We start from the raw sequence: 26332 nt of genomic DNA, 5'->3' as shown, positions 1-26332 counted from the left end.
GCCGACCGGGCCGGACCCGGCGCTGCGCGCCGCCCGCGATCCGGCCCGCCCGCACCGGGGTGGTCGGCAGGGTGTCGTGATGCCCGAGCGGGTGGACAGTCCGGCCCGCTCGGCGCCGCCGGCCAGCCCGCTGCGGCGGTGGCTCTTCGAGCACCAGGTGCAGCCACCCGGCCCGGAGACGGCCGAGGGGCAGAACCGCCGGCACGCCTGGTGGCAGGTGATGTGCCTGACCGGCGTGGACTACTTCTCCACCCTGTCGTACCTGCCGGGCATCGCGGCGGTGGCCGCCGGCGCGCTCTCGCCGCTGGCGACCCTGTTGATCGTCGCGCTGACCCTGTTCGGCATGCTGCCGATGTACCGCCGGGTGGCCCAGGAAAGCCCGCACGGGCAGGGCTCGGTGGCGATGCTGGAGCGACTGCTGCCGTTCTGGCGGGGCAAGATCTTCGTGCTCGTGCTGCTCGGGTTCGTGGCCACCTCGTGGATCATCACGATCACCCTGTCCTCGGCCGACGCCACCGTGCACCTGCTGGAGAACCCGTACCTGCCGGACGCCCTGCACGGCCGGGCGGTGCCGGTGCTGGTCACGGTCGCGCTGCTGCTCGTCCTCGGCGGGGTGTTCCTGCTCGGCTTCCGCGAGGCCGTGGTGGTCGCCATCCCGCTGGTGGCGGTCTTCCTCGTGCTCAACGCGGTGATCGTGGTGGTCGCGGTGGCCCGGATCGCCGACGATCCCGCCATCGTGTCGGACTGGACGGCGGCCCTGACGGCGAGCGGCGGGGGACCGGGCCACGTGCTGCTCACCGCCGTGCTGGCCTTCCCGCTGCTGGTGCTGGGGCTGTCCGGTTTCGAGACCGGAGTCAGCATGATGCCCCTGGTGGCGGCCGACGGACCGGACCGGGCAGCACGGCTGGCCGCCCGCATTCGCAACACCCGGCGGCTGCTCACCACCGCCGCCTTGATCATGTCGGTGTACCTCATCTCGACGACGTTCGTGACCACGGCGCTCGTCCCGGCCGCCGAGTTCCGGCCGGGCGGCGCGGCGAACGGACGGGCGCTGGCCTTCCTGGCGCACACCCATCTCGGCGAGGTGTTCGGCACCGTCTACGACGTGAGCAGCGTGCTCATCCTCTGGTTCGCCGGGGCGTCGGCGATGGCCGGGCTGATCAACATCGTGCCCCGCTACCTGCCCTCGTACGGCATGGCACCGGAGTGGGCACGCGCCGTCCGCCCCGTGGTGATCGTCTACACCGTGGTCAGCGTCGCCATCACCATCGCCTTCCGCGCCGACGTCAACGCCCAGGCCGGCGCGTACGCCACGGGGATCCTGGCGATGATGGTCTCCGGCGCGGTGGCGGTGACCATCTCGGCGATCCGGCGTCGCCACCGTGCCGGGGCCGTCGGCTTCACCGTGCTGACGTTGGTGCTGCTGTACGCGTTGCTGGAGAACGTCATCGAGCAGCCGGACGGGATCACCATCTCGGCGCTGTTCATCCTCGGCATCGTCGCGGTGTCGTTGATCTCCCGGATCACCCGGACCACCGAGCTGCGCGCCGAGCGGATCGAGTTCGACGAACCGGCCCGCCGGTTCGTCGCCGAGTCGCTGGCCCACGACGGGCAGTTGCACCTGATCGCGAACAAGCGGCAGAGCGGTTCGGTGAAGGAGTACACGATCAAGGAGCGGGCGCAGCGGGGGATGAATCCGGTGCCCGGGGCGGCGGACGTGCTGTTCCTGGAGATCGACGTGGTGGACCCGTCGGGGTTCAGCCAGGTGCTGCAGGTGCACGGCGTCGAGGTGGCCGGCTTCCGGGTGCTGCGGGCCAGCAGCCCGGCCGCGCCGAACGCGATCGCCGCGATCCTGCTCGCGCTGCGGGACGCGACCGGGGTACGTCCGCACGCGCACTTCGAGTGGTCCGAGGGCAGCCCGATCGCGCACCTGCTGCGCTATCTGATCCTCGGTCGGGGGGACACCCCGCCGGTGGTGCGGGAGATCATCCGCCGTACCGAGCGGGACCCCCTGCGTCGTCCCGGCATCCACGTCGGCGGGTGAACCGAGCCCTCTGGTGCCGAAGGTGCCGAAAAAGATGAATGGCAGCACTATTCACGTTCACACCCTCCTGTCCGTATTGCGGTCATATCGTGACCTCTGGTGGTCGGCGGCACGTCCGGCCCCCCGCGCCCGGATGCGGCGTGGTCATGGCACGTACGCAGGAAGGCAGGCACCGGATGTCCACGTACCGACCAGGAGACCGCCCAGCCCGACCCCGACGGCGGTCCCGATGGTTCCTAGCCGGCGGGCTGCTGGCCGGGAGCCTGGTGGTGGGGGCGGCCGGCGTGGCCGGCGTCGCCGCCGCCGCCGACCGTGACCTCTCCCTCGGAGTCCTGGGGAGGTTGACCTCCGCGGCCGATCGCGACGACGACCGGCGGTCCGGAGACGGGTCCACCCCGGAGCGCGGCGGGGACGACGCCGAGCGGGCCCGGCCGCACACTCCGGGGACCGGCAAGCGGGGCGTGGTCGAGGTGCCCTGCGACGCGGCGAAGCTGGTGGCCGCGCTGGTGACGGCCAACGCGGAGGGCGGCGGGGAGCTGCGGCTCGCTCCCCGGTGCCGGTACACGCTGACCGAGGCGTTCCACGAGACCGACCAGTACGACGGTGGGATCCGCGACGCCCGGGAGCAGGCCGACGCGGCGGAAACCCCCGGTGACGCCGACGCCCCGCCGCACGACCCGGCCGACGACACGTCAGGCCTGCCGGTGATCTACCAGGCCATCACCATCGACGGCGCCGGCGCGACGATCGCCCGCGACGCCCAGGCCGCGCCGTTCCGCTTCTTCACCGTCCGCGACGGGGGCGAGCTGACCCTGCGCGACGTCGAGCTGCACAACGGCCGCTCGGCCATCGAGGGCGGCAGCGTGCACGTCGTGCACGGCGCGACGGCGGTGGTGGAACGGGTCACCGTCACCCAGAGCACGTCGCTGTCGCCCGAGGGCGGTGGCGGTGGGATCTTCAACGACGGCAACATGGTGGTCACCGACTCCACGTTCGTCGGCAACAGCGCCTCGGGCGCCGCGGGCAAGGGCGGGGGCCTGCTCAACGGCGGTGTGCTGACGGTCAAGCGTTCGGAGTTCCGCCACAACAGCGCCAACGGGTACGGCGGCGGGCTCGGCAACTACCGGGGCGCGGCGGACGTGGACACCAGCACGCTCGCCGAGAACAGCGCCGGGCAGGGCGGCGGCCTGGCCAGCTTCTCGGCCCGGACCAAGGTGTACGACACCGAGTTGCTGAACAACACCGCACAGGTCGGCGGCGGCGCCGCCAACTCCGACGCGGTGCTCGTGATGCGCAAGATGACCATTCGCGGCAACACCTCGACCGTCAACGGCGGCGGTATCTCGACCGTCAAGGGTCTGCTGCCCCTCGACGACAGCGTGGTCGCCGGCAACACCACGCACGGCATCGGCGCCGGCATCTACGCCGAGAAGTCCAACCTGCTCGTCCGTGGCAGCGACGTGACCGGTAACGAGGCGGTCGGCGCGACGTCCAAGGGCGGTGGCATCTACGCCTCCGCGGGTTCGGTGGCGCTCTACACGACCAAGGTCACCCACAACGCGGCCACGGTGAAGCCGGGCGGCATCTTCGCCGAGCACGCCCAGATCAAGATCGACGACGAGAGCGTCGTCGTCGAGAACGAGCCGACCAACTGCGAGGGCAGCGCCGTACCGATCGCCCACTGCTTCCGCTGAGGCCTGACAGCGTCATCCATCCTGAGCACATCCGCCCGCCCGGACAGCGTCCGGGCGGGCGTGCTCGTCCCGTCGCCGCAGCCACGCCTCCGAACCAGCCTCCTAGGACGGCCCAGGCGGTGTGGCAAATCCGACCGCCCGCGCCCGCTCTGCGGGGGATCGAGCCGGCGACCCCGGACGCGGAACGGCCCGCGCCCTGCACGGGCGCGGGCCGTTCGACGGCGTCGGTCCTACTTGGACGGCTCGGGCAGCTTGCACTTCACCTTCGGGTTGGCCCCGATGTAGTTCAGCGGTCCGGCCACGACCGTGACCAGGATCGTCCCCGCCTCGGCGCAGTTGGTGTCGTCGCCGCTGTAGTACCCGCGCTGACCGCCGGCGATCGCGCCGATCACCAGCCAGATCACGACGATGACTCCGAGTATCGAGGTGCCGCGCATCGCTGCCTCCTGAAGGAATGTGGTGTATCTGAGGTGCAGGCGTTGTACCCAATCGGGTCGCGCGGCTAACGGTGATCGGAAGGCGTGCCCGGCGGCATCGTCCGTCCGGCTGATGTCGGCATCAGCCGCCCGCACCACGTATCGGCCGGCTGCTATCGGATCGCCGACCCACCCGGCCGTCGCAGCGGGCAGCGGACGTAGAACTGCCTCACGGCCCGCCGAGGAGGACCCATGGACGTCCCGACACCGTCGCTGCACATCGACCGCCCCGAGGACGTCGCGGTCGCCGCCCGCGCGCTCGCCGGCGGCGCGATCGTCGCGGTGGCGTTCGCCAACGTCTACGCCCTCGTGACCCGCCCCGACCCGGCCACCGTGCGCCGGGTCAACCTGGCCAAGGGCCGCGCGGCTCACCAGGTCGGCAGCATCACCACCGCGATCGGGCGGATCCCGGGGATGTTCGACTGGTCCCGCATCTCGCCGCGATTGCCGGTCGGCCGGGTGCGGGCCCTGATGGACGCCCTCTACGGGGGCGGCCCGTTCGGCTTTCGCGGGCCGGCCGCCGACCGGTTGCCCGAGCACCTGACACAGGTCGACAGCGGTCTGCGTACCGCCCAGGTCATCGCTCCCGGTCTCACCTGCCCGTCCAACACGTTCTTCGAGCGGGCGCTCGCCGAGACCGGCACCGACCACCTCTACATCACGTCGGCGAACCGGTCCCGGCACCACACCGGGGCCGCCGACGAGCCGGCGCACTGGAAGGCCGGCGCGCTCACCGCCGACTTCGCCCACCTCGACGACCTGGTGGTGCTCGCCCACCCGGACGAGGCGGTGGCCCGTGCCGCCTACCCGGGTTACCTCACCACCTCGGTGACCCTGCTCTCGTTCCACGCGCCCGTCGGCGAGCTGGAGGAGCCGCCGGTGCTGACCGTGGACCGGCACGGCTCGCTGCACGTCGACGACGTACGCCGCGCGGCCGTGCCACTGGGCCTCCAGGTCCGCCTCGGCGACAACGCCGGGCAGCGGCTACAGGCCCGGGCGTACGCGGGCGCGTTGGTGTGAACCGGCCGCCGGCCGGCGGCCGGTTCAGTGCGGCGGTGCGGGGGACTCCGGCGGCTTGCCTCGACTGCGGCGGTGGTCCGCGTACGCGACCCCGGCCAGCACCACCAGCGCGCCGAACGAGGCGGCCAACGGTGGCAGGTACATCGCCGCGGGCGCGATCGTCAACAGGGCCAGGAGGCCGCCGGCCCGGGACGGCGACACCCTGCTGAACACCTCGTACTCGAACGAGGACCGACCCACCAGGAACAGTGCCGGGCCGCCGAGGATCACCGCCACCCAGGCCGGCGGCGTACGGCCGGGGTGGTCGTGCAGCACCAGGTCGAACCCGGAGGCGGTGGTCACCACTCCGGCGATCATCAGCAGGTGGGTGTACGGCGCGGTGAACAGGAACTTCCCCGGCGCGCCGGACATCTTGATCGCCGACGGCAGCAGTTGGCCGGACTTGTGGACGTAGATCCGCCACAGCAACAGGGTGGTCGCGAACGCCACGGCGAACGACACGATGTTCTGCGCCTCGGTGTGGTTCAGGTTGAACATCGTGCCGATGGTCAGGATGGCGTCGCCGAGGGCGATGATGAAGAACTGCTGGTACCGCTCGGAGAGGTGCTCGGCCGTGACGTTGCGCTGCGGCTCCGGCACCACCCCGAGCCCGGGCACCGGGTACGCGAGCCGGAAGCCCGTGTAGTCGATGGCCAGCGCGATGGCCCAGCACGCCATCCGGGCGTCGCCGGCGACGAACCCGCCGATGATCCAGGGGATCGCCGACACGGCGAACCAGGCGAAGATGCGTAACGCCCTGCGCTGGGTCTGCGGTTGGCGGCGCACGGCCGGCATCAGGAACAGCCCGCGGCCGAGGTGGATGACCACGTACGTGCCGGCGAAGACGAGGCCGCGCGCGCCGAACGCCTCCGGGATCGCGGTGGTCATCAGCAGGGCGCCGAACATGACGGCGGAGATCAGCAGCTTGATCTCGGTTCGTTCCGGGTCGTACAGGTCGGTGACGAGGGTGGTGATCGCCCACGTCCACCAGACGGCGGCCAGGAGGATCAACGCCTGCCCGGCGCGATGCCAGTCGAGCTGGGTGACCATGCCCCGCGAGATGAGCGCGAGCGCCACCACGTACACCAGGTCGAAGAAGAGTTCGAGCAGCGTCACCCGTCGCGGGGACTCCGGGTCGCGTACCGGTGGTCGGGACCCCTCCGGGCCGGGCTCCGGCGCGGGGAGGTGCACGCTCGCTCCTGCGGTGCCGGTGGACTCGGCGGACCGTCCGGCCCACCTCGACCGACGCTAGCCAGCAGCGCCGCGCGCCACCTGGGGATTCGTCCCCTCGTCCCCCGACCGGGGTGGTCGATTACGGGCAGCGGCGGGCACCCTTCGTGACGCGGCCGGAACGAGCGAACCCCCGGTCGTCCGCGCGGACGACCGGGGGTTCACGGTGGCAGTTCAGCCCTGGTCGCCGCCGGGCAGCACCGCGGCCGCCTCGTCACCGACGCCGGCCAGCAACCGGGCCTGCTGGGGCCAGGTGGCCAACCCGGGCGCGGCGCGCAGACCGGCGGCCCGGATCAGGTCGCGCAGCGCCGGCTCGTCCAGCGCGCCGAGCTGGCCGTAGGTACGCACGCCGGCCGCCTGCAACGCGGCGGCCATCTTCGGCCCCACACCCTGGATACGGCGGAAGTCGTCGGCCCGGCCCGTCGGGTCGGTGTCCGCGCTCGCCGCCGTGGCCGGCGTGGTGTCGGCGTCCCGGACCGGCGGCGTGGCCCGCACCGGCTCGGCGTCGTCGACGTCCGCCGCCGTCCCGGCCGGCGTCGCCTCGTTGTACGACGTCTCAGCCGGCGTGGTGTCGACCGCCGTGGTGTCGACCGGCGTCGTGTCGAGCGGCGTCGTGTCGAGCGGCGAGGTCTCAGCCGGCGTGGCGTCGACCGGCGTGGTGTCGGCCGGCGTGGTGTCGGCCGGCGTGGTCGCGGCCGGCGTGGTGTCGACCGGCGTGCTGTCGGCCGCCGTGGTCGCGACCGGCGTGGCGACGGCCGGCTCTGCCGGCTCGGCGTCGGTCTCGGCGGCGTCAGTCGTGCTCAGGCCGGCGTCGACCGGGTGGACCGGCGTGGTGTCGACCGGCGTGGTCTCGACCGGGCTGGTCTCCGCCTGTGCGGTCTCGGCCGGGGTGGCCTCGGGCGACGGCGTGTCGGTGCTGTCGTCCAGCGGCTGGCGCGGGGCGATCACGGTCGCCGGGCCGGACTGCTCGTCGGCAGTGACCGGCTCGTCGATCTCGTCGGTCCGCTCGGCGGCGGGAACGGGCGGCGGGGGGTCGGTGAGGGCCATGTCGCCCGGGTCGACGGCGTTCGGCGTGGAATCGTCCGAGGTGGTCACGGCGGCAGGCGCGCTGACCGTGTCCACCGGGGCCGGCTCGTCGGCCACCACCACGGGCGGGGAGTCGATGCTCGCCGCCGGTCGGGCCTCGTCGGTCGTGGCCGGTGGCTCCGGGCTGCTGACCACGGCCAGACCAGCGACGGGATCACCGTCCACGATGGGCCTGCCGGTGACCCCCGCGCTCTGCCGGCCGCGCAGCAACCATCCGGCGGCCAGGCCCAGCAACAACGCCACTACCACTATCAGCGAGTGTCCGATAGACCACTCCACGGCGAACCTCCCTCTCACGTCGTCGAGAAAGTCACGAGAAAAACTCGCCGCAGCTTCGCACACGCGCTCGGACGACGACAGAGAGGACTGGCCGTATGGCGCGCGCCGTCGTCCGTCACCGCGTGTGGTGCGCGACGGGTGACGCAGCGTCGCCCCGGAACGTCCACCCGCCCAGGCCGTCATCGCGCCCCGACCAGCGCCGCACGCGTGCCCCGACCAGCGCGGCGACCGACCACGGGGCATGGACAGAGGACGACCCGGGCCGGCGCTCGCACGCCGTACCCGGGTCGGTGGTGCCGTGGTCAGTCCTGGTCGCCCTCGTAGGTGTGAAAGTCGTCGACGAAACGGCGTCGCAGCGGGGGCACCCGGCTGGTCACTCCGAAGTAGCCACGCGCGCCGAGCAGCGCGAGTCGCCCGACCACCGGACGGTACATCCGGTCGTCGCCGCTGGTGCCGCTGCGGTTCAGCGATTCGGCGACCCGCGCGAAGCCGTAGGGCACCATCGTGGCCTCGTAGTCCGCCACGGCCTGCACGAGCGTCTTGTCCCCGGTGACGGCGCTGGACAGGTGCCGGCAGAGCAGCCGGGCGTCGCGCAGCGCGGTGTTGGCCCCCACCCCGCGCCCCGGCGTCATCGTGTGGATGGCGTCCCCGAGCAGTGTGACGGTGCTGCTCTTCCAGGGTGGCGTCGGTTCGGACGTGCTCACCTTGATCGGCAGGACGCTGCCCGGATCGCTGATCCGCAGCAGTTCCCGCAGGTGTGGATGCCAGTTGGGAGTGAGGTCCAGCGCGACCCGTTTCAGGTCCTCGCCCCGGCGTTGCAGCACGTCGACCGGGAACCGACGGGCCGTACTCCAGATGATGAGGTTGATGTAGTCGGCGCTGGTGTTCTCCGACAGGCCGGACCAGGCCCGGAGCAGGGCGGCGTCCTCGTCGTTGACGCCGGACTTGATCGCCCCGTCGGGGCTCCACTTGAACTCCATCACGTGCAGCACGCCCATGGTGCCGCCGGCGCCGAAGATGAGCGAGATGCCCTTGCCGACCCGCTCGGGCACGAGGTCGCGGGTCTGCGGGGTCAACGGGATGCGGGTGGCGATGTTGATGGTGCCGGCGTCGCGGGTGACCGCGTGCGGGAGGTACTGGTGGCGTACCGCCGAGTGCGTGCCGTCCGCCGCCACCAGCAGGTCACCGGTGGCGCTGCTTCCGTCGGCGAAGTACGCGGTGACCGTGCCGTCGTCACGCTGCTCGTACCGGACGAAGGTCTTGCCGAAGTGCACCACGTCGGCCAGGCCGGTGAGCAGCACCTGGCGCAGCACCGTCCGGGCCACCGAGTGTTCGGTGCGTACGGGATCGACCGCCGGACGCAGCTCGAACGACGCGGTCTCCCGAAGCCGTTGCGTGACGACGTTGAAGTAGCTCGGCGGCCGGGCGCAGGTGGCCAGGAACGTGGCGAACAGCTGTGGCGGCAGGCAGTCACGCAGCGCCCGGCTGCCGGTGGGACCGATGCCCACGCGGTATCCGAGCAGCCCCTCGCCGCTGTGCCGGTGGCGCTCGTAGACGGCCACGCTGATCCCGGCGCGACGCAGCCCGTGCGCCAGGCACAGGCCGCCCGTGCCGGCACCGATGATCAGGACGTGCGGTCCTGCGGTGGACATGTCAGCCCGCCGGGTGGGGTGCCGCCGCGTCGACCGCGTCCCAGCGGTAGAAGCAGTCGGCGATGGCGTCCTTCGGGGAGCGCCAGGTCGACAGGTACGGCGAGGTGTGCGCGGCGAGCCGTTCGTTGACCTGCTGGAACAGCGGGTGGTTGCGGGCGGCCGCGAGGGCGCCCGGGTTCACGTCCGAGGTCTCGATGAGATGCACGAACACGTCGTGCAGGCAGTACAGGGACCGGTGCGTGACGCCGGTGAGACCGGGCAGTTCGGTGGCGTCGGACTCGGCGAAGATCTGGGCGACCCGCCCCTCCGCGCCCGGGATGATCCGGCTGACGATCAGTAGACGACTCATGGGACCCCTTCCGCCGGTGGCCGATCCCGACCCGGGGGCCGGTGGTCACGTGCTCGATGCGGTCACCGTGCCGTAGGACGTGTCACGTCACCGTCACGTCGGCCGTCCGGCCGGTGACGGCCGCGCGGCGGTGTCCCGCCCGGTGGCGGGGCGGCTGGCCGCCCGGATCGGGGCGAGCGTGTCGTCGAGCAGCGCGCTCATCGCCGGGCTGGGTTCGAGGCGCAGCTCCCGGCGCAGCAGGTCCCGGTAGACGTAGAAGGCGTGTACGGCCTCGAAGGCGTTGCCCTCGGCGAGGTGGATGCGTACCACCAGTCGGTGCGGCGTCTCGCGCAGCGGCTCGGCGGCCATCGCCTCCAACGCGGCCTCCAACGCCTCGCCGTGTCGACCCGCGGCGAGGTGCTGGGCGGACACCTGCTCCAGCATGTGCAGACGCAGTTGCCGCAGCCGCTCCCGGTCCAGCAACACCCAGTCGTCGTACCAGCCGGGCAGCAGGTCGTGCCGGCCGGCGGCGAGCGCGCCGGCGGTGGTCCGCGGGTCGTCGCCGTTGCGGACCCGCTCGGCCGTCCCGACGAGGTCGTCCACGTCGAGGCGTACGGCCGGGGCCAGCCGGACGGTGTCGCCGGCCACGGTCATCGGGCAGCACGGGTCCTGCCGCAGCCGCCACAGCGCGGTCCGCAGCGAGGACAGCGCCCGTTCCTCGGACACGTCGGGCCACAGCAGCCCGGCCAGCTGGCTGCGGGTGGCGCCGGGGCGCAGCCCGATCAGCGCGATCACCCGTTGCAGCCCGCGCGGCACCACGATGTGCGCGGTGGCGTGCAGAAGGCGGAAACCGCCGAGCAGGTGCAGCGTGAGGTGGCCCTCGCCGGGACCTCCGGCGGTCGGCACGGACGGATCAGCGGCCACGGCGGCACCCCCTGCGGAACGCTCGTCCCGACTGTCTGCTGTGTCCCGGATCGACTGCCCGCGTCGCCACCGTCGACTCCGTCGATGGAATCCGACCACGGCTGTCCAGGCATGGCACCACCCGCGGAGCCGCCGGGCTGACCACCGTGAAGATTATCAATAACAGTCACCGTGCGTCAACGCCGACGGTGGCTTGTCGTCGCTCACCAGGTAACCATGAAATCGGTTCCGAACTGCAAAAACATCGAATCTTCGGGGCGTGCTGCACACAAGGGACGCATAGCTCATGCACAGGTTGCGTCAACGCAGCGTCACCGTTGGGCGTCGCCGGCCGGTCCGTCGCCGTGACGCCGTCGTGACGACGGCTCCCGCATCGTGGCGGCAGTCGTCCAGCGCGTCCGCAGGCTCGTCGAGCCGACCTGGGCGCCGTGGGGGGAGGCCCAGCCATGGACCGATCGCTGATCGTCGCGAAGGTGGTACCGACCGCCGAGGAACGGGTCGCCGAGATCTTCGCCGAGTCGGACGCGACCGAGCTGCCGCGCCTGGTCGGCGTCCGGCACCGCGCGCTGTACCGACTGCACGACCTCTACGTGCACCTGCTGGAGACCGAGCATCCGGCGCAGCCGGCGGTGGAGGCCGCCCGGGAACACCCCGAGTTCGTCCGGGTCAGCGACCGGCTGCGGCCGTACGTCTCGCCGTACCTGTCGACCTGGAGCTCCCCGCGCGACGCGATGGCGCACTGCTTCTACCGGTTCGACGCCCCGGACGCCGGGGGACGCTCGTGACCGCCACCGCGGGGCAGGAGGAACAGCTCTGGTCCCGGTGCGCTGGCTGCGCGACCCTGCTCTACCGCAAACGGCTGCGACGCAACCTCGACGTCTGCCCGGAGTGCGGCGCACACTCCCGCCTCGGCGCGCCGGAGCGGCTGCGGCTGCTCGCGGACCCGGGCTCGCTGCGCCTGCTGCCCGACCGGGTGCCCGAGGCGGACCCGCTGGAGTTCGTCGACGTGCTGCCGTACCCGCACCGGCTCACCGCGGCGCGCGCCGCCACCGGCCTGCCCGAGGCGGTCCTCTGTGGCACCGCCACCATCGGCGGGCACCCGGCCGCCCTGGCGGTGATGGACTTCCGGTTCCTCGGCGGCAGCCTCGGCGTGGCGGTGGGCGAGCTGATCACCCGGACCGCCGAGCGGGCGCTCGACGACCGGGTGCCGCTCGTCCTGGTCACCGCGTCCGGCGGGGCGCGGATGCAGGAGGGCGCCCTGTCGCTGATGCAGATGGCCACGGTCAGCCAGGCCATCGCCGCGCTGCGCGAGGCGGGTCTGCTCACCGTCAGCGTGCTCACCGACCCGACCTACGGCGGGGTGGCGGCGTCGTTCGCCACCAACACCGACCTGGTGCTCGCCGAGAGCGGCGCGCGGATGGGGTTCGCCGGGCCACGGGTCATCCGCCAGGTCACCGGCCGGGCGTTGCCCGAGGGGTTCCAGACCGCCGACTTCCTGCTGCGCCACGGTCAGGTGGACATGGTGGTGCAGCGCCGGTCGTTGCGAGGTTGCCTGGCGGCCCTGCTGGCCGCGGCCCGCGCCGGCCGTCCGACGCGCACACCCGTACCCCGGCAGGAGCCGGCGCGGCACCACGAGCGCCTGGCCGACGCGGTCCCACCGGACGGGCAGCGTCCGCCGGCCGGCGACGGCCCGCAGCCGACGACGCACGACGCGTGGGAGACCGTGCGGACGGCCCGCCACCCGGGCCGACCCACGACCCTGGACTATCTGGACTCCGTCTTCGACGGGTTCGTCGAGCTGCACGGCGACCGGCTCGGCGGGGACTGTCCCGCGGTCGTCGGCGGTCTCGCGCGGTTGGCGAGCCGGCACGTGATGGTGATCGGTCACCAGAAGGGCCACACCACCGCCGACCTGGTCGCCCGCAACTTCGGCATGGCCAGCCCGGCCGGGCACCGCAAGGCGCTACGGCTGATGCGTCTCGCCGCCCGACTGGGCCTGCCGGTGATCACCCTCGTCGACACGCCCGGCGCCGACCCGGGGATCAACGCCGAGGAGCAGGGCCAGGCCGCGGCCATCGCGGAGAACATCCTCACCCTCACCGTGCTGCCGACCCCCGTCGTCACGGTGATCACCGGTGAGGGCGGCAGCGGTGGCGCGCTGGCCCTCGGCGTCGCCGACCGGGTGCTGATGCTCCAACACGCCGTCTACTCGGTGATCAGTCCGGAGGGCTGCGCCGCCATCCTCTGGCCGGACCGCTCGGCGGCGCCGCAGGCGGCCCGCGCGCTGCGGCTGACCGCACCCGACCTGTGCCGCCTCGGCGTCGTCGACGAGATCGTCCCCGAGCCGGCCACGGCCGCCCACGACGACCCGGCCGAGACCGCCCGGCGGCTGCGCGCCGCGCTGCTGGCCAACCTGCTACCGCTGCTGGACGTGCCGCCCGCCATGCTGGTCCGCCTACGGCGGCAGCGCTTCCGCCGGTTCGGCGCCACCCGCGCCGGCGCCCAGGTGGGTGCTCGATGACGGCCGGCGCCACCGTGTCCACCGCCGACGGCCCGAACGGCCGGGCGGACGTCGACGGGCGCCTCCCGGCGAACGGACCGCAGGAGACCGACACGGACCACGAGGAGGTGCTGGCGGGACTGCGTCGACAGGCGCGCCACCTGCTCGCCGAGCTGGCCGGACCGGTACGCCGGATCCGGCTGCGCAGCGGGACGACGGTGCTCGAGGTCGAGTGGCACCCGGGCGAGGCGGCCGCCGGATCGGACGTACCCCCGGTTCTGCCGCAGGCCGTCACCACGCCGCTGCCGACCGTGGCCGTGCCCGGCCCGCCGGCCGCGCTGATCCGGCCCCCGGTGCCCGGACGCGCCGCGGTCCGGGCGCCGATCGTCGGCACCTTCTACCGGGCGCCGGAACCTGGCGCGCGGCCGTTCGTCGCGGTCGGCGACCTGGTCCGCCCCGGCCAGCCGGTCGCGATCGTCGAGGCCATGAAGCTGATGAACGAGGTGAGCGCCGACCGGGCCGGTCGGGTCGTCGCGATCCTCGTCGAGGACGGTCAGCCGGTGGAGTACGACCAGCCGCTGGTCGAGCTGGATCCGGCCTGACGGCGGGGGTGACCACGTGTTCGAGACCGTGCTGATCGCCAACCGGGGCGAGATCGCCCTGCGGGTGCTGCGGGCCTGCCGCGAACTCGGCATCCGCACGGCGGTGGTCTACTCCGCCGCCGACGCGGACTCCGCAGCCGTCCGCCTCGCCGACCAGGCCGTCCGGATCGGACCGGCGTCCAGCCGACGCAGCTACCTCAACGCCGCCGCGATCGTGGAGGCGGCCCGACAGGTGGGCGCGCAGGCCGTGCATCCCGGGTACGGGTTCCTCTCCGAGGACGCCGACTTCGCCGAGATCTGCGCGGACAACGGCCTGACGTTCATCGGCCCGCCGCCGGCGGTGATGGCGGCGCTCGCCGACAAGTCCTCGGCCCGGGCCCTGATGAGCCGGGCCGGGCTGCCGCTGCCGGCGGGCAGCGTCGCGCCGGTGCCGACCGCCGTCGCGGCGGCCGAGGTCGCCGACGCCGTCGGCTATCCGGTGATCGTGAAGGCCGCCGCCGGTGGCGGCGGCCGGGGGATGACAGTCGTGCGCCGCCCGACCGAGTTGGCCCGGGCGTACGCGCGGACCCGGGCCGCCGCCCAGGCCGCCTTCGGCGACGACCGGGTGTACGTCGAGCGCTACCTCACCGAGGCGCGGCACGTCGAGGTGCAGGTGCTCTGCGACGCCCACGGCAACGGCGTGCACCTGGGCACCCGGGACTGCTCGGTGCAGCGCCGGCACCAGAAGCTCGTCGAGGAGGCGCCCGCTCCGGCGCTGTCCGCCGCGACCCTCGACAGCATCGCCGAGACCGCGCTCCGGGGCGCTCTGGAGGTCGGCTTCGTCGGCGCCGGCACGCTGGAGTTCCTGGTCGACGCCGAGGAACGCTTCCACTTCCTGGAGATCAACTGTCGGATCCAGGTGGAGCACCCCGTCACCGAGATGGTCACCGGGATCGACCTGGTCCACGAGCAACTGCACATCGCGGCCGGTGTGCCGCTGCGGTGGCGGCAGGAGGAGATCCGGCTGCGCGGCGTCGCGGTGGAGTGCCGTGTCAACACCGAGGACCCGGCGCGCGGCTTCGCCCCGACACCCGGACGGTTGGAGCGGTTCACCCCGCCGGGCGGACCGTTCACCCGAGTGGACACCCACGCCCGCGCCGGCTACCTGGTCGGCCCCTGGTACGACTCCCTGCTGGCCAAGGTCGTGGTCTGGGCGCCCGACCGGGAGCTGGCGCTCAACCGGCTGGAACGAGCCCTCGACGAGTTCGACATCGCCGGCCCGGGCGTGCACACCACCATCGGATTCGTCCGACGGGTGCTCGACGACGCCGGGTTCCGCAAGGGCCGCTACACCACCGGCCTCGTCGACCGTCTGCTCGCCGCGCCCGCACCGCAGCCGGCGACCACCCCCACACCTCGCGCCGCGCCCGCCGCGGAGCCCGACGTAACCCACAGGAGGACACGATGACCGTCACCCATGGTCGCCCGATGACCGCCGAGATCACCGACATCCTGGTGGCGCACTGCGGCCTGGACGCCGACGCCGCGGCCCGTACGCCCGCCGCGTCCCTGGAGGAGCTGGGCATGGACTCGCTCGCCCTGCTGGAACTCTCCGCGGTCGTCGCCGACCGGTGGCAGGTGAGCATCCCGGAACAGGCCGGGCAGTTGAGCATCGGGGCGGTGGCCGACCTCGTCGCCCGCCGCACCGACCCACCCGGGCACACCGAGAACTTCGTGGTCATCGAGGCGCCGCTCGCCGTGGTCTGGGACGTCACCAACGATGTCGCGAACTGGACCGAGCTGTTCACCGAGTACGCCGTGGTGGAGATCCTGCACCGCGACGGGCACACCGTGCGGTTCCGCCTCACCATGTACCCCGACGAGAACGGGGTGGCCTGGAGCTGGGTCAGTGAACGCACCGCCGACCCGGTCAGCCGTCAGGTGCGGGCGCACCGGGTGGAGACCGGGCCGTTCGAGTACATGCGGATCCACTGGCGCTACACCGAGGAGGCCGGTGGCACGCGGATGACCTGGACGCAGGACTTCGCCATGAAGCCGACCGCGCCCGTCGACAACGCCGCCATGACCGAACGGATCAACACCAACAGCGTCATCCAACTCGCGGTCATCAAGGACCGGGTCGAGCGGATCGCCCGCGAACGCGCCGGACAGGTCGGTCCGGTCGCCGGTCTCGCCGGGACGGAGGCCGGCGATGAGTGATCTGGGCACCCGGCTGATCGTGGCATCGGACGTACCGGCCGACCGGCGACGCGGTGGCGAGCTGCGGGTGCTGCTCGGCCCCCGCACCGTCGGCAGCACCTCCGGTTTCCTCGGGGTGGCGACGCTCGCGCCGGGGGAGCGGATCGCCGAGCACTACCACCCCTACAGCGAGGAGTTCCTGTACGTGGCACGCGGCGCGATCACCGTGGACCTGGACGACCAGCCGACCCAGGTGGCCGCCGGCGAGGCTCTGTTCGTGCCGGTCAACGTGCGGCACCGGCTGCGCAACACCGGCTCGGAGTCGGCCGAGGTGGTCTTCCACCTGGGTCCGCTCGCCCCGCGCCCGGAGCTGGGGCACGTCGACACCGAACTCGTCGAACAGCGGGGCGGATCATGACCGCCCGTCGGACCGTGGTCACCGGTGTGGGTGTGGTCGCTCCCGGCGGCGCCAGCCGGGACCGGTTCTGGAAGACCATCACCGAGGGACGTACGGCCACCCGGCGGATCAGCTTCTTCGACCCGTCGCCGTTCCGCTCGCAGATCGCCGCCGAGTGCGACTTCGACCCGGTCGCCGCCGGGCTCACCGACAGCGAGCGGCGGCGCGCCGACCGGTACGTGCAGTTCGCGCTGGCCTGCTCCACCGAGGCCATCGCCGACGCCGGCCTGGTGCTCGACGACGCCGAGCGGGACCGCGCCGGGGTGGTGCTCGGCACCGCCGTGGGCGGCACGATGGCCCTGGAGCAGGAGTACGTGCGGGTCAGCGAGCACGGTCGGCGGTGGCTGGTCGACGCGGCGCTCGGCGGCCCGTACCTCTACCAGGCGCTGGTGCCCAGCAGCCTCGCCGCGGACGTGGCCTGCCGGCACGGGCTGCACGGCCCGGCGCAGGTGGTCTCCACCGGCTGCACGTCGGGCATCGACGCCATCGGCTACGGCCACCAGATGATCGTGGACGGTGAGGCGGACATCGTGCTGGCCGGTGCGGCCGACTCGCCGATCTCGCCGGTCACCGTCGCCTCGTTCGACGCGATCAAGGCGACCAGTCCCGACAACGACGACCCGGCGCACGCGTCCCGCCCGTTCGACGCCGACCGGCACGGGTTCGTGCTGGCCGAGGGCGCGGCAGTGCTGGTGCTCGAGGAGGCCGAGCACGCCCGACGGCGCGGCGCCCACGTCTACTGCGAGGTCGCCGGCTACGCCAGCCGCAGCAACGGCTACCACATGACCGGGCTGCGCCCCGACGGGCTGGAGATGGGCCTCGCCGTCACCGACGCGTTGCGGCAGGGCCGGATCATCCCCGAACAGGTCTCCTACATCAGCGCACACGGCTCGGGCACGCGGCAGAACGACCGGCACGAGACGGCCGCCTTCAAGCGGGCACTGGGCCAGGCCGCGTACCGGGTGCCGATCAGCTCCATCAAGTCGATGATCGGGCACTCACTCGGGGCCATCGGGTCGATCGAGATGGCCGCCTGCGCCCTCGCGATCGAGTTCGGTGTCGTACCGCCGACGGCCAACTGGAGCACCCGCGATCCGGAGTGCGACCTGGACTACGTACCCAACGAGGCGCGGGAGGTGCCGGTGAACGTGGCACTGTCGGTGGGCAGCGGGTTCGGCGGCTTCCAGTCGGCGATGGTGTTCCGCCGGCTCCCGGCGGCGGCGTGAGCACCGCCCGGGCGGTCGTCACCGGCATCGGTGTGGTCGCGCCCAGCGGCGTCGGCGTGGACGCGCACTGGCGTACCGTGCTGGCCGGCACCCGGCGCACCGGACCGATCACGCTCTTCGACCCGGCCGGCTATCCCACCCGCTTCGGCGGCGAGGTGCCCGACTTCGCGGCCGAGTCGTACGCCGAGAGTCGGCAGCTCGTACAGACCGACAGGTGGACGCACCTCGGCTTCGCCGCCACCCGCCTCGCGCTGGCCGACGCGGGGCTGCCCGAGAAGGCGCCCGACCCGTACGGGTACGCGGTGGCCCTGGCCAGCTCGTCCGGGGGCAACCTGTTCGGGCAGCGGGAACTGCAACGGCTCTGGGGTGGGCAGTCGCGCACCGTCGGCGCGTACCAGTCGATCGCCTGGTTCTACGCCGCCAGTGTCGGACAGCTCTCCATCCACCACCAGTTCAAGGGGCCGAGCGGGGTGCTGGTCGCGGAGACGGCCGGAGGGCTGGACAGCCTCGCGCACGCCGCCCGCGCGGTGCGCCGCGGTACGCCCGTGGTGATCGCCGGGGCGACCGAGTGTCCACTGAGCCCGTACGCCCTGGCCTGCCAGCTACGTTCCGGACTGCTCAGCGACGTCGCCGACCCGGAGCGGGCGTACCGGCCGTTCGACGCGGCGGCCAGCGGCTACCTGCCGGCCGAGGGCGGCGCGGTGTTCGTGGTGGAGGAGCTGGGGCACGCGCTGGCCCGGGGCGCCCGGATCTACGGGGAGGTGAGCGGCTGGGGCGCCACCCACGACGCCGCGCACACCACCGCCGACAGCGCCGGCGACCCCATCCAGTACGCGCGGGCGATGCGGCTGGCCCTGGACCGGGCCGGCGTCGCGGCGACCGCAATCGACGTGGTGCTGCCCGACGCCCTCGGCGTACCCCGGTACGACCGCAGCGAGGCGGCGGCGCTGCGCGCCGTGTTCGCCGACGGGCCGCCCCCGGTGACCACGCAGAAACCGTTGACCGGCCGGGCGCACCAGGGCGGCTCGGCGCTGGACGTGGCCACCGCGCTGCTGGCGTTCGCGCACGACACGCTGCCCGCCTCGGCCAGCCCCGACGAGGTCGCCGACGGGTGCGAGCTGGACTTTCTGCGCGAGCACCGCCGGCCGCGCAGTCGCCTCGCGCTGGTCTGCGCGCGGGGCTTCGACGGGTTCAACAGCGCGCTGGTCCTGCGGGGGGCCGCGCCGACGAGGGGAGAGATGCCGTGAGCGAGCAGCGGGCCCGAGTGGTCTTCCTGGTCCGGGTGCCGGAACCGCGCACCGAGCAGTTCCTCGCCGCGTACGAGGAGATCCGGCACCTCGTCGCCGACGGCGTGCCGGGGCACCTGGTGGACCAGGTGTGCCGCTCGTCGACCGACCCGGAGCAGTGGCTGATCACCAGCGAGTGGGCGGACCTTTCCGACTTCGAGGCGTGGGAGCGCACCGAGGAGCACCGTGACCTGGTCCGTCCGATGAGGGAGTGCTTCACCGACGCCCGTTCGCTGCGCTTCACCATCCACGCCCAGACCCCGGACGAGGTGCCCCTCACGGCCGCCGGAGGAAGCACGGCCGTTTGATCCACACCAACTCGCCGATGTGGGGGTATCCGGACGTCCGGATACCCCCACATCGGCGAAATGGAGTCGATCACGGACAGCGGACCAGCACGGGCGGCGGGCGTCAACGAGTGGTCGGCGGCGGTATGTGGCAATCGGTCCGGGCGCTCATTTTGATCTAGCCATTTGCATCTAGCGATGCCGCGCGCGGCTGTCGTAGGGTTCCGGCAGCACCTCGAAAGATGCCAAAAATTGGCTCCTATGCCCTACTTTGCGCTGCGCGTCGAATGGTGGGGGCAATGACTCATGTCGCCGAAAACCTTACGGTAGATGACCCCGGCTGGGTGGACGAAGTCCTGTTCGCCGGCCGTCCGACCGATGTTTGTCTCCGCCTACCGGAACCGATCGACCGGGCCACCCTGCACCGGTTGGTAACCGCCGCGCAGGATCGGCTGACCGCGGCCGGACTGCGTCCCGGCGGCGCTGCCGCGCTGCGGTTGCCGCCGTCGCTGGCGTACGTCGTCAATCTGCTCGCCACGTGGCGAGCCGGCGGGCAGGCCATCCTGCTCGACCACCGGCTCACCGACCACGAGGTGGACCGAGCGCTGACCCGGCTCACCCCACAGGTGGTGGTCGCCCCGCTGCGCACCGGCGGCGGCGCGTTGAAGGTGTTCGTCGACGTCACCGAGAGCGTCACCCGGTACGCGGACAGTCCAGCGGTCAGCGGTCACGCCGTGATCCAGCTCAGCTCCGGCTCGACCGGCCCGTCGAAGGTGATCGGCCGGACCGCGGCCGACCTGGTCGCCGAGGTGCGCCGCTACACCCGGATCGACGGTGTGGCGCTGCCCGGTGAACGGATCATCCTGCTGCCGTCCATGGTGCACGTGCTCGGCCTGGTCGGCGGCCTGCTCTACGGGCTGCACGCCGGCGTGGAGCTGGTGCCGCCGCAGCGGCTCAGCGGCGACGCCGTGCTGGCCGCGATCGCCGCCGAGGCCACGCCGGCCACGGTGCTGGGCGTGCCGTTCCACATCGGTCTGCTCGCCTCCACCCGGCCGTCCAGCCCGCTGCCGCAGTTCCAACGGATGACCACCGGCGGCGAGCTGGTGCCCGCCGCGGTGGCCCAGGCGTTCACCGACCGCTACGGGGTGCCGCTGGGCAACATGTACGGGATGACCGAGGTCGGGGTGATCGGCACCGACCTGCACGGTGCCCACCGCCCGTCGATCGCTCCGGCGCCCGGCATCGAGGTCCGCGAGTCCGGCGGCGAGCTGTGGGTGTCCTGCCCGGCGTCGCCGTACGTCGGGTTGAGCGACCCGACCCGTTGGGCCGACGGCTGGCTGCACACCCGTGACGCCGGCACCGTCGACGCCGACACCGGCCTCGTCACCGTGCGCGGCCGGCTCGACTCGCAGGTCTCCGTGGGCGGATTGAAGGTCGACCTCAGCGAGGTGGAGGCGACCGTCACCGAGCTGCCGGGCGTGGCCGCCGCCGTGGTGGTGTGGGACGAGGGCATCACCGCGTACGTCCAGCCGGACGGCCCCCTGTCGGAAGAGATGCTGGACAAGCTCCTCGCCGAGAGGCTGGCCGGCTACAAGCGACCCCGGGTGCTGCGCCTGCTCGACGCGTTGCCGCGCACCACCACCGGCAAGCTGGTCCGCTCGACCGACGTGCTGCGCTCGGCGGTGACGTCGTGACCGGCCCGCTGCGCCACCTCGACGTGGACACCTACCGCGAGCGCCAGGGCCTCGCTGCCCACCACCAACCCGAGCAGCGTCGCACCCGCGCGCGGCATCCGTACGGCGGGACCCGGCCGACCGCCGGTGTCCCCACCGACCCAGACCGACGCGGTGTCCCGATCGGACACCGTCACCTGGCATACGCAGAGAGGGTATCCATGAGAGCCGAGGTCCGCGCCTTCGTCGTCGAGCAGCTCGTCGACATGAACTACGACGTCGAGGGGCTCGACGACGACACCACGCTCGGCCCGTCCGGCGTCGACCTGGAATCGCTGGCCCTGTCCGACCTCGCTGTCCGCGTCGAGGACCGGTTCGGTCTGAGGTTCGCCGACGACGAGTCGGAGAAGCTGGCCCTGATGACCGTCGGCGAGTTCACCACGATGGTCGCCGACCGCGCCGCCGAGGCGAAGCGCGACGACGCCTGATGTCCGGTCAGCCCGATCTGGGGCGAGCTGACCTGCTGACCATGCTCGCCGAACTCACCGCGAAACCCGCCGACCAGGTTCCCGACCGGGTCGGCTCGATGGAACTCGCCTGGCTCGTGCACCTCGTCGAGCAGCGTTACGAGCGTCAGCTCGACCTCACCGACGACGACCTGGCCGGCATCCGTACCGTCGACGACGCCCTGGCGGTCCTGCGGGCGTCGTTGACCGCTCCCGCAGATGGCTGAGCCGCCCGTCGTCCAGCTCACCGGTGTGTACGCGGTCAGCGCCCTGGGGCGGGGCGCCGAGGCGCAGCTCGCCTCCGCGCCGGCCTTCGGTCCGATCCGTCGCTTCGACACGAGCGCCCGCCGGGTGACCGTGGCCGCCACCCTGCCCGAGGTGGGCACCCTCGGCGACGAGCTGGCCGACGCGATCGACGCGGCCTGTCGGGCGGCCGGCCTGGACCGCACCCGACGGTCGGAGTGCGCGCTGCTGCTCGCCGTGCACGGCGGCCCGGCCCCCGGCGTGGAGCCGGTCCCGTCCGCGCTGGCCGGCCAGCTCGCCGCCCGGTGTGGACTGTCCGGTCGCACCCGGGTCTACACCAGCGCCTGCGTGTCGGCGAGTACGGCGGTGGCCGACGCCGCCACCCTGATCAGCCGGGGCGACCTGACGCGGGTGGTGGTGGCCGCCGGCTACCTCGTCGAGCCGGACCAGTTCGCGCTCTTCGACGCGGGTCGGGCCCTCGCCGACGACGGGGCGGTGCGGCCGTTCAGCACCGGCCGTCGTGGCCTGCTGCTCGGCGACGGCGTGGCCGCCGTGGTCATCGAGTCCCGCGCCGAGGCCCGGCGGGGCGCGGAGCCGGTGGCGACCGTCGCGGGCTGGGGTCGCGCCGGGGACGCGTACCACCCGTGCCAGCCGGACCCGACCGGCGTCGGACTGGCCCGCGCGGCGAGCGTCGCGCTGCGCCGGGCCGGGCTGCCGCCGCAGGCGGTCGGGTACGTCAACGCCAACGCCACCGGCACCGCGCAGAGCGACGCCGCCGAGGCCGCGGCGCTGCTGCGGGCCCTCGACGGGTACGCCAGCGAGGTGCCGGTCAGCTCCACGAAGGCGTTGCACGGGCACACGTTGGAGGCGTCCGGGCTGCTCGAACTGGTGGTCACGTCGATGGCGCTGCGAACCGGTGAGCTGCCGGTCAACGCCGGCTGGCAGGGCCGCGACGAGGCCTGCCCCCTCAACGTCGTCACCACCGCGCACCGCCGCGCGACGGCAACCCACGCCCTGACCCTCAACGCGGCCTTCGGCGGCGCCAACACGGCGCTCCTGATCGGCGTGCCATGACCACCCCCACCACCCCGCGATCTTGCACTTTCGGTGGCGACGAATCTGACGAACAACGCGAATCGACGACAGGAAACGCAAGATCGCGGGGGGCGGGCGGGGTGCGGGAGCTTGCGCGGGCGGGGTGGCCCGAGCCGGGGGACGGGGTCGTGCCGGTGGTGCCGGGGTTCGTGCACTCGGCGTTCGCGCCCACTGTGGTGGCGGTCGCCGAGCGGTGCCTGGGCCGGCGGTACGGGACCTCGCCGGTGCCTGCGGAGGTGCGCACGGCGATCGTGCTGGTCAGCGCGTCTGGGGACCGGGCCAGCGCCGAACACGTACGCGCGACGGTCGAGGCCGGCGGCCGGGTCGGACCGCTGTTCTTCTACCAGTCCGTGCCCAACAGCGTCGCCGGCCACATCGCGGCCCGCTGGGGACTGCGCGGCCCGGTGGTCTGCCTCAGCCCGACCGGCGACCCGCACGCCGAGGGCACCGCCGAGGCGGCCCTGCTGCACGACGACGGCGACGCCGACGAGGTGTTGCTGATCCTGATCGAACAGACGCCCGACCTGTCCACCGAGGCGGTCGCGGTGCTGCTGGGGGGAGGAGCACGACCATGAGGACACCGGGACTGCGCGGCCGGTTGGCCGCCGACACCGAACTGGGCGCGGGCAACATGCTGGCCCGCGTGCTGGCGCACGGCGCCGACCCGGACGGACCGGCGCTGACCTTCGACACCGCCGTCGACGGGCATCCGGCCCAGGCACCGCTCACGCTGGGTCAGCTCGACGAGCGGGTCGCCGCCCGCGCCGCGTGGCTGCACGAGCAGGGGGTACGCCCCCGCGACCCGGTGGCCGTCTGGGCCACCGCCGCCGCCGACATGGTGCTGAGCTTCCTGGCGCTGGCCCGGCTCGGGGCGATCCCGGCGCTGATGAACGGCAAGCTCCGGCCGGAGATCGCCGCCGAGTACATCCGTCGGCTGCGCGGCGTCGGTGTGCTCGCGGACGACGCGCACACCGCCCTGCTGGCCGGGCACGAACTGGGCGTACCGCTGCTGGGTACGCCCGCGCAGGCCGGCACCGGTGATCCGGCGGCGGCCCCGCCGCACTACCGGCACCACCCGGACGACCCGATCGTGATCACCCACACCTCGGGGACGACCGGGGTGCCCAAGGCGGTGCTGCACTCCCACGCCAGCCTCTTCGCCGCCACCCGGCACCTGCTGAGCATGCCGCAGGCGCAGGGCACCACCCGGATCCTCAACGCGTTGCCGGCACCGCACACCGCGACCGTGCTGATGGTCAACCAGGCGCTGGGCAACCGCGCGGAGATGTTCCTGCTCTCCGAGCAGGGCGGCGAGCGCGTCCTCGACGCGATCCAACGCTGGCGTCCCGACGGGGTGTTCGGTTTCTCGGTCACCTGGGCCGAGCTGGCCCGCTTCGACCTGTCCGGGTACGACCTGGACTCGGTGCGGCTGTGGTTCAACACCGGCGACTGCTCGCACGAGCCGCACATCCGCCGGCTCGTCGCGGTCGGCTGGCACGACACCGTCACGCGCGACGGGGTGGCGCGGGTGCCCGGCTCACTCTTCATCGACGGGCTGGGCTCCAGCGAGATGGGCCACTCCATGTTCCACATCACCCACCGCGCCGACACCGACCGGTACGGGCGCTGCATCGGCCGGCCGTACCAGTTCACCAAGGTCGCCGTGCTGGACGCCGACGGCGAGCCGGTGCCGGTCGGCGAGGTGGGTTTCCTGGGCATCGACTCGCCGTCGCTGTTCCGTGGCTACTGGAACGACTCGGCCACCACCTACCGGTTCCGCCAGCGCGGCTGGTACCTCACCGGGGACCTGGTCCGCGCCGACGCCGAGGGCCGCTACTACCACCTGGACCGGGCGGTCGACTCGGTCGATGCCGGGAACGGCCGGCGGTTCTTCACCGCCCTGTCGGAGGAGCGGGTCCTCGCCGCCTGCCCGGACGTCACCGACTGCACCGTGGTGATCGTCGGCGCGGCGGACGGGGTGGTGACCGACGTGCTGCTGGAGTTGGCCGCCGGCGCCGACGAGGCCGAGGACCGCACCGACCGGGTGCGCGCCGCCCTCGGCGCGGACGTCGGCGCCACGCTGCGCCGGGTCGTGCCGGTACGGTCCGACGACATTCCGGTCACCGTCACCGGCAAGGTCCGCAAGGTGGCCCTGCGCGAGCGCTACCTCACCGAGGCCGCGTCGTGAGCGGACGGTTCGGAGTGCCGGCGTGAGCGCGCTGATCACCGGGATGGGCCTGTTCAGCCCGGTCGGACGGGGTGTCGAGGAGACCTTCGACGCGTTGACGACCGGCCGGTCCGGGCTGACCCGCCCACCCGAGGGCCATCCGGCATCGGGCTCGCTGGACGTGGCCGGTCTGCTGCCCGACATCGACCCGCGCAGCGTCCTGCCCGGGCCGGAGAGCCGGGTGCTGGACCGGACCGTGGTCCTGGCGCTGCTCACCGCCGCCGACGCGCTCGCCGACGCCGGCATCGAGGTGGGCCGCGACGTCGACCCGTCCCGGATCGGTGTGATCGTGGGCGGTGTCGGCGGGATGGCCACCCTGGAGTCGCAGGTGCTGGCCCGGGCCGCCCGGGGACGGTCGGCGGTCAGCCCGTACCTGCTCACCGGCATCCTGCCGAACATGCCGGCGGCCCGGATCGCCATCAGGTACGGCATCCAGGGCTACAGCTCGTCGGTCGGCACGGCCTGCGCCTCCGGCGCCCAGGCGGTCGCCGACGCGGTCCGGCTCATCCGCTGCGGGGAAGCCGACGTGGTGGTCTGCGGGGCCAGCGAGGCGCCGCTCTTCCCGACCTTCACCGACACGTTCGGCAACGCGCGGGCGCTGGCCCGCGCCGGGGCCGACCCGACCCGGGCGAGCCGGCCGTTCGACACGTCCCGCAGCGGGTTCGTGCTGGCCGAGGGTGCGGCGCTGCTGGTGCTGGAACACCCCGAGCACGCGGCCGCGCGCGGCGCCAGCGGGTACGCCGAGGTGGCCGGCTACGGCGCGACCACCGACGCGTACCACCCGACCGCCCCGCGCCCCGACGGCGCGGGCGCGGCGGCGTGCATCCGGGGCGCGCTGCGCAGCTCCGGCGTGCCCGCGGCGGCGGTCGGCTACGTCAACGCCCACGGCACCGGCACGAAGCTCGGCGACATCGCGGAGACCACGGCCCTCGCGGACGTCTTCGGTGACGGTGGTGTGCCGGTCAGCTCCACCAAGGCGCTCACCGGCCACCTGCTCGGCGCGTCCGGTGTGCTGGAGACGGCGGTGACCGCGCTGGCGCTCGGTCGGGGGTTGCTGCCACCGACGTACCACCTCGACGACCCGGACCCGGCGTGCCCGGGGGACCACATCCGGGGGGCGCCCCGTCGGGCCGACCCGGAGTACGCGCTGACCAACTCGTTCGGGTTCGGCGGCCAGAACGTGAGCCTGGTGCTCGCGCGGGTCGCCGAGCCGAGGAGGTGAGCGACGCGGCATCCCGGACGGGGGGCGTCCGGACGGCAACACGGACGAAGCATCGGGA

Annotated in this window: 24 protein-coding genes and 1 pseudogene; 19 read left to right on the top strand and 6 right to left on the bottom strand. The window is 73.2% G+C overall.

Annotated elements, in window-relative coordinates:
* Positions 1–79: 79 nt before the first annotated feature.
* Both ABZU91_RS14020 and ABZU91_RS14015 read left to right on the top strand, forming a co-directional pair.
* Positions 80–2044: an amino acid transporter gene (locus tag ABZU91_RS14020; protein ID WP_355239347.1), complete on the top strand. Its 1965-nt coding sequence runs from the start codon at positions 80–82 to the stop codon at positions 2042–2044.
* Between the two features lie 176 nt (positions 2045–2220).
* Positions 2221–3738, top strand: a complete 1518-nt coding sequence (locus ABZU91_RS14015; RefSeq protein WP_355239017.1) for a hypothetical protein — start codon at positions 2221–2223, stop codon at positions 3736–3738.
* A 230-nt stretch (positions 3739–3968) separates the two neighbouring features.
* Here ABZU91_RS14015 and ABZU91_RS14010 read toward each other — a convergent pair whose 3' ends face one another.
* Positions 3969–4175: a hypothetical protein gene (locus tag ABZU91_RS14010; RefSeq protein ID WP_355239014.1), complete on the bottom strand. Its 207-nt coding sequence runs from the start codon at positions 4173–4175 to the stop codon at positions 3969–3971.
* A 231-nt stretch (positions 4176–4406) separates the two neighbouring features.
* On the opposite strand from ABZU91_RS14010, the gene ABZU91_RS14005 reads away from it, so the two are divergent.
* Positions 4407–5234, top strand: coding sequence for a hypothetical protein (locus ABZU91_RS14005; RefSeq protein WP_355239011.1), 828 nt, complete (start codon positions 4407–4409; stop codon positions 5232–5234).
* 24 nt (positions 5235–5258) lie between these two features.
* On the opposite strand, the gene ABZU91_RS14000 is transcribed toward ABZU91_RS14005, so the two are convergent.
* The 5 genes and pseudogenes from ABZU91_RS14000 to ABZU91_RS13980 all read right to left on the bottom strand — a co-directional run bounded on the left by ABZU91_RS14000 (position 5259) and on the right by ABZU91_RS13980 (position 10772).
* Positions 5259–6464 (bottom strand): low temperature requirement protein A, encoded by a 1206-nt coding sequence (locus tag ABZU91_RS14000; protein WP_355239008.1) that lies wholly within the window; start codon positions 6462–6464, stop codon positions 5259–5261.
* A 213-nt stretch (positions 6465–6677) separates the two neighbouring features.
* Positions 6678–6914 (bottom strand): annotated as a pseudogene (locus tag ABZU91_RS13995) (hypothetical protein); the annotation flags it as partial.
* Between the two features lie 1256 nt (positions 6915–8170).
* Positions 8171–9520, bottom strand: a complete 1350-nt coding sequence (locus ABZU91_RS13990) for an NAD(P)/FAD-dependent oxidoreductase (protein WP_355239005.1) — start codon at positions 9518–9520, stop codon at positions 8171–8173.
* Position 9521: 1 nt separating this feature from the next.
* A complete protein-coding gene (locus tag ABZU91_RS13985; RefSeq protein ID WP_355239002.1) occupies positions 9522–9869 on the bottom strand; it encodes a TcmI family type II polyketide cyclase in 348 nt (115 codons plus the stop codon).
* Between the two features lie 93 nt (positions 9870–9962).
* Positions 9963–10772, bottom strand: coding sequence for a BTAD domain-containing putative transcriptional regulator (locus ABZU91_RS13980; protein WP_355238999.1), 810 nt, complete (start codon positions 10770–10772; stop codon positions 9963–9965).
* 446 nt (positions 10773–11218) lie between these two features.
* Between ABZU91_RS13980 and ABZU91_RS13975 the strand changes: the two genes are divergently transcribed.
* From ABZU91_RS13975 to ABZU91_RS13900, 16 genes are all read left to right on the top strand, one after another.
* Positions 11219–11557, top strand: a complete 339-nt coding sequence (locus ABZU91_RS13975; RefSeq protein ID WP_355238996.1) for a TcmI family type II polyketide cyclase — start codon at positions 11219–11221, stop codon at positions 11555–11557.
* On the top strand, positions 11554–13293 hold the full coding sequence (locus ABZU91_RS13970) for an acetyl-CoA carboxylase carboxyltransferase subunit alpha (RefSeq protein WP_355238993.1): 1740 nt from the start codon (positions 11554–11556) through the stop codon (positions 13291–13293). The genes ABZU91_RS13975 and ABZU91_RS13970 overlap by 4 nt, the downstream gene beginning before the upstream one ends.
* Positions 13290–13874, top strand: a complete 585-nt coding sequence (gene accB / locus ABZU91_RS13965) for an acetyl-CoA carboxylase biotin carboxyl carrier protein (RefSeq protein WP_355238990.1) — start codon at positions 13290–13292, stop codon at positions 13872–13874. The genes ABZU91_RS13970 and accB overlap by 4 nt, the downstream gene beginning before the upstream one ends.
* A 16-nt stretch (positions 13875–13890) precedes the next feature.
* A complete protein-coding gene (locus tag ABZU91_RS13960) occupies positions 13891–15321 on the top strand; it encodes an acetyl-CoA carboxylase biotin carboxylase subunit (protein ID WP_355238987.1) in 1431 nt (476 codons plus the stop codon).
* A complete protein-coding gene (locus ABZU91_RS13955) occupies positions 15318–16073 on the top strand; it encodes an SRPBCC family protein (protein WP_355238984.1) in 756 nt (251 codons plus the stop codon). The genes ABZU91_RS13960 and ABZU91_RS13955 overlap by 4 nt, the downstream gene beginning before the upstream one ends.
* Complete coding sequence (locus tag ABZU91_RS13950) at positions 16066–16470, top strand: cupin domain-containing protein (protein ID WP_355238981.1); 405 nt, start codon at positions 16066–16068, stop codon at positions 16468–16470. The genes ABZU91_RS13955 and ABZU91_RS13950 overlap by 8 nt, the downstream gene beginning before the upstream one ends.
* The gene (locus tag ABZU91_RS13945; protein ID WP_355238978.1) at positions 16467–17735 is read left to right on the top strand and encodes a beta-ketoacyl-[acyl-carrier-protein] synthase family protein; all 1269 of its coding nucleotides are present in this window, start codon (positions 16467–16469) and stop codon (positions 17733–17735) included. Before ABZU91_RS13950 ends, ABZU91_RS13945 begins: the two co-directional genes overlap by 4 nt.
* Entirely contained in the window at positions 17732–18982 is a 1251-nt protein-coding gene (locus tag ABZU91_RS13940) for a beta-ketoacyl synthase N-terminal-like domain-containing protein (RefSeq protein WP_355238975.1), read from the top strand. Before ABZU91_RS13945 ends, ABZU91_RS13940 begins: the two co-directional genes overlap by 4 nt.
* Positions 18979–19329, top strand: a complete 351-nt coding sequence (locus ABZU91_RS13935) for an antibiotic biosynthesis monooxygenase family protein (protein ID WP_355238972.1) — start codon at positions 18979–18981, stop codon at positions 19327–19329. Before ABZU91_RS13940 ends, ABZU91_RS13935 begins: the two co-directional genes overlap by 4 nt.
* Before the next feature lie 278 nt (positions 19330–19607).
* Positions 19608–21002, top strand: a complete 1395-nt coding sequence (locus tag ABZU91_RS13930) for a class I adenylate-forming enzyme family protein (protein ID WP_355238969.1) — start codon at positions 19608–19610, stop codon at positions 21000–21002.
* 200 nt (positions 21003–21202) lie between these two features.
* Positions 21203–21469 (top strand): acyl carrier protein, encoded by a 267-nt coding sequence (locus ABZU91_RS13925; protein ID WP_355238966.1) that lies wholly within the window; start codon positions 21203–21205, stop codon positions 21467–21469.
* A complete protein-coding gene (locus ABZU91_RS13920; protein WP_355238963.1) occupies positions 21469–21714 on the top strand; it encodes an acyl carrier protein in 246 nt (81 codons plus the stop codon). Before ABZU91_RS13925 ends, ABZU91_RS13920 begins: the two co-directional genes overlap by 1 nt.
* A complete protein-coding gene (locus tag ABZU91_RS13915; protein WP_355238961.1) occupies positions 21707–22804 on the top strand; it encodes a beta-ketoacyl synthase N-terminal-like domain-containing protein in 1098 nt (365 codons plus the stop codon). The genes ABZU91_RS13920 and ABZU91_RS13915 overlap by 8 nt, the downstream gene beginning before the upstream one ends.
* A 101-nt stretch (positions 22805–22905) precedes the next feature.
* Complete coding sequence (locus tag ABZU91_RS13910) at positions 22906–23400, top strand: beta-ketoacyl synthase chain length factor (RefSeq protein ID WP_355238958.1); 495 nt, start codon at positions 22906–22908, stop codon at positions 23398–23400.
* Positions 23397–25013, top strand: a complete 1617-nt coding sequence (locus ABZU91_RS13905; RefSeq protein WP_355238955.1) for a class I adenylate-forming enzyme family protein — start codon at positions 23397–23399, stop codon at positions 25011–25013. The genes ABZU91_RS13910 and ABZU91_RS13905 overlap by 4 nt, the downstream gene beginning before the upstream one ends.
* Positions 25014–25035: 22 nt before the next feature.
* The gene (locus ABZU91_RS13900; protein ID WP_355238952.1) at positions 25036–26274 is read left to right on the top strand and encodes a beta-ketoacyl-[acyl-carrier-protein] synthase family protein; all 1239 of its coding nucleotides are present in this window, start codon (positions 25036–25038) and stop codon (positions 26272–26274) included.
* Positions 26275–26332 lie beyond the last annotated feature (58 nt).

The organism is Micromonospora sp. NPDC005174 (assembly GCF_040608495.1).
In the GTDB taxonomy this organism is placed as follows: Bacteria; Actinomycetota; Actinomycetes; order Mycobacteriales; family Micromonosporaceae; genus Micromonospora.
Note: the sequence above shows the minus strand (reverse complement) of the source record. Positions and strands in the feature narration are given on the sequence as shown.

Coding starts and splice junctions, on each gene's coding strand:
- ABZU91_RS14020 (WP_355239347.1), top strand. CDS start 80: ATGCCCGAGCGGGTGGACAGTCCGGCCCGCTCGGCGCCGCCGGCCAGC.
- ABZU91_RS14015 (WP_355239017.1), top strand. CDS start 2,221: ATGTCCACGTACCGACCAGGAGACCGCCCAGCCCGACCCCGACGGCGG.
- ABZU91_RS14010 (WP_355239014.1), bottom strand. CDS start 4,175: ATGCGCGGCACCTCGATACTCGGAGTCATCGTCGTGATCTGGCTGGTG.
- ABZU91_RS14005 (WP_355239011.1), top strand. CDS start 4,407: ATGGACGTCCCGACACCGTCGCTGCACATCGACCGCCCCGAGGACGTC.
- ABZU91_RS13990 (WP_355239005.1), bottom strand. CDS start 9,520: ATGTCCACCGCAGGACCGCACGTCCTGATCATCGGTGCCGGCACGGGC.
- ABZU91_RS13985 (WP_355239002.1), bottom strand. CDS start 9,869: ATGAGTCGTCTACTGATCGTCAGCCGGATCATCCCGGGCGCGGAGGGG.
- ABZU91_RS13975 (WP_355238996.1), top strand. CDS start 11,219: ATGGACCGATCGCTGATCGTCGCGAAGGTGGTACCGACCGCCGAGGAA.
- accB (WP_355238990.1), top strand. CDS start 13,290: ATGACGGCCGGCGCCACCGTGTCCACCGCCGACGGCCCGAACGGCCGG.
- ABZU91_RS13955 (WP_355238984.1), top strand. CDS start 15,318: ATGACCGTCACCCATGGTCGCCCGATGACCGCCGAGATCACCGACATC.
- ABZU91_RS13950 (WP_355238981.1), top strand. CDS start 16,066: ATGAGTGATCTGGGCACCCGGCTGATCGTGGCATCGGACGTACCGGCC.
- ABZU91_RS13945 (WP_355238978.1), top strand. CDS start 16,467: ATGACCGCCCGTCGGACCGTGGTCACCGGTGTGGGTGTGGTCGCTCCC.
- ABZU91_RS13930 (WP_355238969.1), top strand. CDS start 19,608: ATGACTCATGTCGCCGAAAACCTTACGGTAGATGACCCCGGCTGGGTG.
- ABZU91_RS13925 (WP_355238966.1), top strand. CDS start 21,203: ATGAGAGCCGAGGTCCGCGCCTTCGTCGTCGAGCAGCTCGTCGACATG.
- ABZU91_RS13920 (WP_355238963.1), top strand. CDS start 21,469: ATGTCCGGTCAGCCCGATCTGGGGCGAGCTGACCTGCTGACCATGCTC.
- ABZU91_RS13915 (WP_355238961.1), top strand. CDS start 21,707: ATGGCTGAGCCGCCCGTCGTCCAGCTCACCGGTGTGTACGCGGTCAGC.
- ABZU91_RS13905 (WP_355238955.1), top strand. CDS start 23,397: ATGAGGACACCGGGACTGCGCGGCCGGTTGGCCGCCGACACCGAACTG.